The organism is Brucella sp. H1_1004 (assembly GCF_047308065.1).
In the GTDB taxonomy this organism is placed as follows: Bacteria; Pseudomonadota; Alphaproteobacteria; order Rhizobiales; family Rhizobiaceae; genus Brucella; species Brucella pseudogrignonensis_B.
Map to the genome: position 1 here is coordinate 26,465 of NZ_JAYKZA010000005.1, position 6,024 is coordinate 32,488.

The following is a 6,024-nucleotide window of genomic DNA, read 5'->3' on the forward strand; positions in this document are numbered from 1 at the left end:
CTATGCCTCGGGCATCCAAGCAGCAAGCGCGTTACGCCGTGGGTCGATGTTTGATGTTATGGAGCAGCAACGATGTTACGCAGCAGGGCAGTCGCCCTAAAACAAAGTTAGGCATCACAAAGTACAGCATCGTGACCAACAGCAACGATTCCGTCACACTGCGCCTCATGACAGAGCATGACCTTGCGATGCTCTATGAGTGGCTAAATCGATCTCATATCGTCGAGTGGTGGGGCGGAGAAGAAGCACGCCCGACACTTGCTGACGTACAGGAACAGTACTTGCCAAGCGTTTTAGCGCAAGAGTCCGTCACTCCATACATTGCAATGCTGAATGGAGAGCCGATTGGGTATGCCCAGTCGTACGTTGCTCTTGGAAGCGGGGACGGATGGTGGGAAGAAGAAACCGATCCAGGAGTACGCGGAATAGACCAGTTACTGGCGAATGCATCACAACTGGGCAAAGGCTTGGGAACCAAGCTGGTTCGAGCTCTGGTTGAGTTGCTGTTCAATGATCCCGAGGTCACCAAGATCCAAACGGACCCGTCGCCGAGCAACTTGCGAGCGATCCGATGCTACGAGAAAGCGGGGTTTGAGAGGCAAGGTACCGTAACCACCCCAGATGGTCCAGCCGTGTACATGGTTCAAACACGCCAGGCATTCGAGCGAACACGCAGTGATGCCTAACCCTTCCATCGAGGGGGACGTCCAAGGGCTGGCGCCCTTGGCCGCCCCTCATGTCAAACGTTATGCCGCACCCACCCCTATGGAGTCTTGATGTTAAAAGTTATTAGTAGTTTATTGGTCTACATGACCGCGTCTGTCATGGCTGTCGCAAGTCCGTTAGCCCATTCCGGGGAGCCGAGTGGTGAGTATCCGACAGTCAACGAAATTCCGGTCGGAGAGGTCCGACTTTACCAGATTGCCGATGGTGTTTGGTCGCATATCGCAACGCAGTCGTTTGATGGCGCGGTCTACCCGTCCAATGGTCTCATTGTCCGTGATGGTGATGAGTTGCTTTTGATTGATACAGCGTGGGGTGCGAAAAACACAGCGGCACTTCTCGCGGAGATTGAAAAGCAAATTGGACTTCCCGTAACGCGTGCAGTCTCCACGCACTTTCATGACGACCGCGTCGGCGGCGTTGATGTCCTTCGGGCGGCTGGGGTGGCAACGTACGCATCACCGTCGACACGCCGGCTAGCCGAGGCAGAGGGGAACGAGATTCCCACGCATTCTCTAGAAGGACTCTCATCGAGCGGGGACGCAGTGCGCTTCGGTCCAGTAGAGCTCTTCTATCCTGGTGCTGCGCATTCGACCGACAATCTGGTTGTATACGTCCCGTCAGCGAACGTGCTATACGGTGGTTGTGCCGTTCATGAGTTGTCACGCACGTCTGCGGGGAACGTGGCCGATGCCGATCTGGCTGAATGGCCCACCTCCGTTGAGCGGATTCAAAAACACTACCCGGAAGCAGAGGTCGTCATTCCCGGGCACGGTCTACCGGGCGGTCTAGACTTGCTCCAGCACACAGCGAACGTTGTCAAAGCACACAAAAATCGCTCAGTCGCCGAGTAGCAGATGCGGCATAACTGGCTGAATGGCCCACCTCCGTTGAGCGGATTCAAAAACACTACCCGGAAGCAGAGGTCGTCATTCCCGGGCACGGTCTACCGGGCGGTCTAGACTTGCTCCAGCACACAGCGAACGTTGTCAAAGCACACAAAAATCGCTCAGTCGCCGAGTAGCAGATGCGGCATAACAAATCGTTGGAGCGGGACTTTTGCTACGCAGGCTGCGCCTACTCCGCAAAAGCCCCTCAACTCAGGCGTTAGATGCACTAAGCACATAATTGCTCACAGCCAAACTATCAGGTCAAGTCTGCTTTTATTATTTTTAAGCGTGCATAATAAGCCCTACACAAATTGGGAGATATATCATGAAAGGCTGGCTTTTTCTTGTTATCGCAATAGTTGGCGAAGTAATCGCAACATCCGCATTAAAATCTAGCGAGGGCTTTACTAAGCTTGCCCCTTCCGCCGTTGTCATAATCGGTTATGGCATCGCATTTTATTTTCTTTCTCTGGTTCTGAAATCCATCCCTGTCGGTGTTGCTTATGCAGTCTGGTCGGGACTCGGCGTCGTCATAATTACAGCCATTGCCTGGTTGCTTCATGGGCAAAAGCTTGATGCGTGGGGCTTTGTAGGTATGGGGCTCATAATTGCTGCCTTTTTGCTCGCCCGATCCCCATCGTGGAAGTCGCTGCGGAGGCCGACGCCATGGTGACGGTGTTCGGCATTCTGAATCTCACCGAGGACTCCTTCTTCGATGAGAGCCGGCGGCTAGACCCCGCCGGCGCTGTCACCGCGGCGATCGAAATGCTGCGAGTCGGATCAGACGTCGTGGATGTCGGACCGGCCGCCAGCCATCCGGACGCGAGGCCTGTATCGCCGGCCGATGAGATCAGACGTATTGCGCCGCTCTTAGACGCCCTGTCCGATCAGATGCACCGTGTTTCAATCGACAGCTTCCAACCGGAAACCCAGCGCTATGCGCTCAAGCGCGGCGTGGGCTACCTGAACGATATCCAAGGATTTCCTGACCCTGCGCTCTATCCCGATATTGCTGAGGCGGACTGCAGGCTGGTGGTTATGCACTCAGCGCAGCGGGATGGCATCGCCACCCGCACCGGTCACCTTCGACCCGAAGACGCGCTCGACGAGATTGTGCGGTTCTTCGAGGCGCGGGTTTCCGCCTTGCGACGGAGCGGGGTCGCTGCCGACCGGCTCATCCTCGATCCGGGGATGGGATTTTTCTTGAGCCCCGCACCGGAAACATCGCTGCACGTGCTGTCGAACCTTCAAAAGCTGAAGTCGGCGTTGGGGCTTCCGCTATTGGTCTCGGTGTCGCGGAAATCCTTCTTGGGCGCCACCGTTGGCCTTCCTGTAAAGGATCTGGGTCCAGCGAGCCTTGCGGCGGAACTTCACGCGATCGGCAATGGCGCTGACTACGTCCGCACCCACGCGCCTGGAGATCTGCGAAGCGCAATCACCTTCTCGGAAACCCTCGCGAAATTTCGCAGTCGCGACGCCAGAGACCGAGGGTTAGATCATGCCTAGCATTCACCTTCCGGCCGCCCGCTAGCGGACCCTGGTCAGGTTCCGCGAAGGTGGGCGCAGACATGCTGGGCTCGTCAGGATCAAACTGCACTATGAGGCGGCGGTTCATACCGCGCCAGGGGAGCGAATGGACAGCGAGGAGCCTCCGAACGTTCGGGTCGCCTGCTCGGGTGATATCGACGAGGTTGTGCGGCTGATGCACGACGCTGCGGCGTGGATGTCCGCCAAGGGAACGCCCGCCTGGGACGTCGCGCGGATCGACCGGACATTCGCGGAGACCTTCGTCCTGAGATCCGAGCTCCTAGTCGCGAGTTGCAGCGACGGCATCGTCGGCTGTTGCACCTTGTCGGCCGAGGATCCCGAGTTCTGGCCCGACGCCCTCAAGGGGGAGGCCGCATATCTGCACAAGCTCGCGGTGCGACGGACACATGCGGGCCGGGGTGTCAGCTCCGCGCTGATCGAGGCTTGCCGCCATGCCGCGCGAACGCAGGGGTGCGCCAAGCTGCGGCTCGACTGCCACCCGAACCTGCGTGGCCTATACGAGCGGCTCGGATTCACCCACGTCGACACTTTCAATCCCGGCTGGGATCCAACCTTCATCGCAGAACGCCTAGAACTCGAAATCTAACGTCCGTTCGGGCATCGAGGTCCATGTCGGGGTGGGACGGGCCCGTGGCTTCAAGATCACTTGCAGTCCGACCGCGATGTCTTGGTTGCGCGAGAGGTTGTCGATATCATGCTGAGTGTGCGATGGTTGATCGCTTCCTCGCCGCTCTCCACGGCGACGATGGCCGCCGCCATCAGCAAGTGCGCCAGTTCCCCTATGGTGCCCTCGCTGCGTGTGAGCAGGTAGCGAGCCATGTCCAGCGTGGCAATTGGGGAAGGCCGGCGCAGCGGGAGCGAAGCGGCGAAGCTGGCCAGCAGTGAGCAGCAATCGTCGTTGGCCTCCCATACCGGCAGCATCATCGGCTCGAAGCGATTTTCCAACTGGTCATCGGAGCGGATGGCTAGGTAGGCGTCGCGCGTGCCTACCCCAACCAACGGGATGCGCAGTTCGTTGCCGAGGAAGCGCAGCAGGTTGAGGAATTCCCGGCGGTTGACGCTGTTGCCGGCCAGCACGTTGTGCAGCTCGTCGATCACCAGCATGCGCACGCCGACCTTGCGCAGCAGTGCCAGAGCCAGTTGCTCCATTTCCGGCAACCGTGGGCGTGGGCGCAGCGGCGCGCCCATCGCGGCGAGCAGCGCGACGTAGAAGCGGATCACGGACGGCTCGGACGGCATCTGCACGACCAACACCGGGATGTGCTCCTGGTCGGCGTCGGAGCTGGCCGGGTGGGTGCGGCGGAACTTCTCGACGATCATCGACTTGCCATTGTTGGTCGGGCCAACCAGCAGCAGGTTGGGCATGCGTTGCTTGTTTGGCCACGCATAAAGGGCTTCCAGCCGGTTCAGCGCCTCGACTGCGCGCGGATAGCCGATCCAGCGGTCGGCGCGAAGGCGCTGGATGCGCTCGTCCGCCGGAAGACGGGCCAAGCCCTGGGCCGCCGGCAGCAGGTGGGACAGGTCGATGATGGGATATTCGTCCACGGCTACCACTCCTCAATCTGGTCGAACGGTTTGGCGGGTGGCAAGTTGTCTGCCTGCGGGTCGGCAATATCCGTATCCGGCGGAACGGGCTTGTCCGGCCGAGCTGATGTCTTGAGGTGCTGGCGGCGATCCGCGTCACGCCGCGCCTTGCGTGTGGCCTTCTGCGCGCTGGTCACAATCTCACGCATCTGGCCGATCATGCGGAACAGCGCCGACTCATCCACCTGTTCGCGCCCTTGCTGCCGCAGTTTCGCCAGCGCCTGCCGTTGTTCCCAGAGGGTGACAGCCGGATGCGACAAGGTACGGTAGGGAATTTCCAGGTAATGCTGTCCCTCCGGTTCCAGGACCCAGATACGGCTGATGTCGCGCGGATCGCGCCGGATCAGAAAGGACGGCCAGCGTTCACGCCGCGCAATCCACGGCTTGAGCGCATCGGCGTAGTAGTGGATGTGGTCGATGACAAAGCCGGTGCGGGTCAGCGTGCGCCGGAGGATCGGCAGAAAATCGACCAGGAACGAAGTAGCGCGTGTGACGACGGCCGGTACGCCGACACGCGCCACGGCCTCGGCCCAGCGCGCGGCCGGCGGTTGGAGCAGGCCGTTGTGCACCGAACCGTGGTAGGTGCCGACCGCCAATGTGAGCCAGCGCTCTAGCTCGCGCAGCGTCAGGGCGGCCTTGTTTTCGGAATCGTAGTCGCCGCGCTGGTCAGGGTTGGAGAAGGTCGTTCCCGGCAGTTCGTCGTGAATCATCTGCATCGCCGTGCCGATGATCCGTTCCACGATGCCGCCATAGTGCGGCTGTCCCAGCGGGCGATAGTCCAGCCGGATGCCATGCTGCTCGCAACCCCGGCGCAGGGCCTCGCTCTTGAACTCGGCCGCGTTGTCTAGGTAGAGCAGCAAGGGCTTGCCGCTCATCTGCCAATCCATTTCCACGTTCAGTCCTTCCAGCCAAGGGCGCTTGTCGCAGGCGACATGCACGAGGCACAGGCCAACCGAAACGGCAGACGGCGCTTCCAGCGTGACGACCATGCCGAGCACGCAGCGGGTGAACACGTCGATGGCGAGGGTCAGGTACGGGCGGCCAATAGGTTGCCGGTCGCGGTCATCGACCACGATCAGGTCGATGACCGTATGGTCTATCTGCACCTGCTCCAGCGGCGCGGTCACGGCAGGAGGCTCGCCGCCCACACCTTGTAGGTCACGAGCGGCATCCTGGCCTTCCCGCCGGCGGATGACCTTGCGCGGGTCAAGGCTAGCGATCCGTAAGGCCACGGTATTGCGCGCCGGCACTCGCAGTTTTTGAGCCTTGCACACCTGAG

General features: G+C 60.3%; 7 protein-coding genes and 1 pseudogene. 6 read left to right on the plus strand and 2 right to left on the minus strand.

Features of this window, described 5'->3' with window-relative positions:
* The first annotated feature begins 131 nt into the window (after positions 1 to 131).
* From U2P60_RS21365 to U2P60_RS21390, 6 genes and pseudogenes are all read left to right on the plus strand, one after another.
* The gene (locus U2P60_RS21365) at positions 132 to 686 is read left to right on the plus strand and encodes an aminoglycoside N-acetyltransferase AAC(6')-Ib3 (RefSeq protein ID WP_032488579.1); all 555 of its coding nucleotides are present in this window, start codon (positions 132 to 134) and stop codon (positions 684 to 686) included.
* Between the two features lie 90 nt (positions 687 to 776).
* Entirely contained in the window at positions 777 to 1,577 is an 801-nt protein-coding gene (locus tag U2P60_RS21370) for a subclass B1 metallo-beta-lactamase VIM-4 (protein WP_032492008.1), read from the plus strand.
* Positions 1,578 to 1,591: 14 nt separating this feature from the next.
* Positions 1,592 to 1,747 (plus strand): annotated as a pseudogene (locus tag U2P60_RS21375) (VIM family subclass B1 metallo-beta-lactamase); the annotation flags it as partial.
* 191 nt (positions 1,748 to 1,938) lie between these two features.
* Entirely contained in the window at positions 1,939 to 2,286 is a 348-nt protein-coding gene (locus tag U2P60_RS21380; RefSeq protein WP_000679427.1) for a quaternary ammonium compound efflux SMR transporter QacE delta 1, read from the plus strand.
* Positions 2,280 to 3,119: a sulfonamide-resistant dihydropteroate synthase Sul1 gene (gene sul1, locus U2P60_RS21385; protein WP_000259031.1), complete on the plus strand. Its 840-nt coding sequence runs from the start codon at positions 2,280 to 2,282 to the stop codon at positions 3,117 to 3,119. Before U2P60_RS21380 ends, sul1 begins: the two co-directional genes overlap by 7 nt.
* Before the next feature lie 127 nt (positions 3,120 to 3,246).
* On the plus strand, positions 3,247 to 3,747 hold the full coding sequence (locus U2P60_RS21390) for a GNAT family N-acetyltransferase (RefSeq protein ID WP_000376623.1): 501 nt from the start codon (positions 3,247 to 3,249) through the stop codon (positions 3,745 to 3,747).
* A gap of 56 nt (positions 3,748 to 3,803) precedes the next feature.
* On the opposite strand, the gene U2P60_RS21395 is transcribed toward U2P60_RS21390, so the two are convergent.
* Complete coding sequence (locus U2P60_RS21395) at positions 3,804 to 4,706, minus strand: TniB family NTP-binding protein (protein WP_121784565.1); 903 nt, start codon at positions 4,704 to 4,706, stop codon at positions 3,804 to 3,806.
* Positions 4,707 to 4,708: 2 nt separating this feature from the next.
* On the minus strand, positions 4,709 to 6,024 hold a 1,316-nt coding region (locus U2P60_RS21400), incomplete at its 5' end, for a transposase (protein WP_413574383.1).

What these genes read in the sequence shown, in the direction of transcription:
- U2P60_RS21370 (WP_032492008.1), top strand. Translation starts at nt 777, where the DNA reads ATGTTAAAAGTTATTAGTAGTTTATTGGTCTACATGACCGCGTCTGTC.
- U2P60_RS21390 (WP_000376623.1), top strand. Translation starts at nt 3,247, where the DNA reads ATGGACAGCGAGGAGCCTCCGAACGTTCGGGTCGCCTGCTCGGGTGAT.
- U2P60_RS21380 (WP_000679427.1), top strand. Translation starts at nt 1,939, where the DNA reads ATGAAAGGCTGGCTTTTTCTTGTTATCGCAATAGTTGGCGAAGTAATC.
- sul1 (WP_000259031.1), top strand. Translation starts at nt 2,280, where the DNA reads ATGGTGACGGTGTTCGGCATTCTGAATCTCACCGAGGACTCCTTCTTC.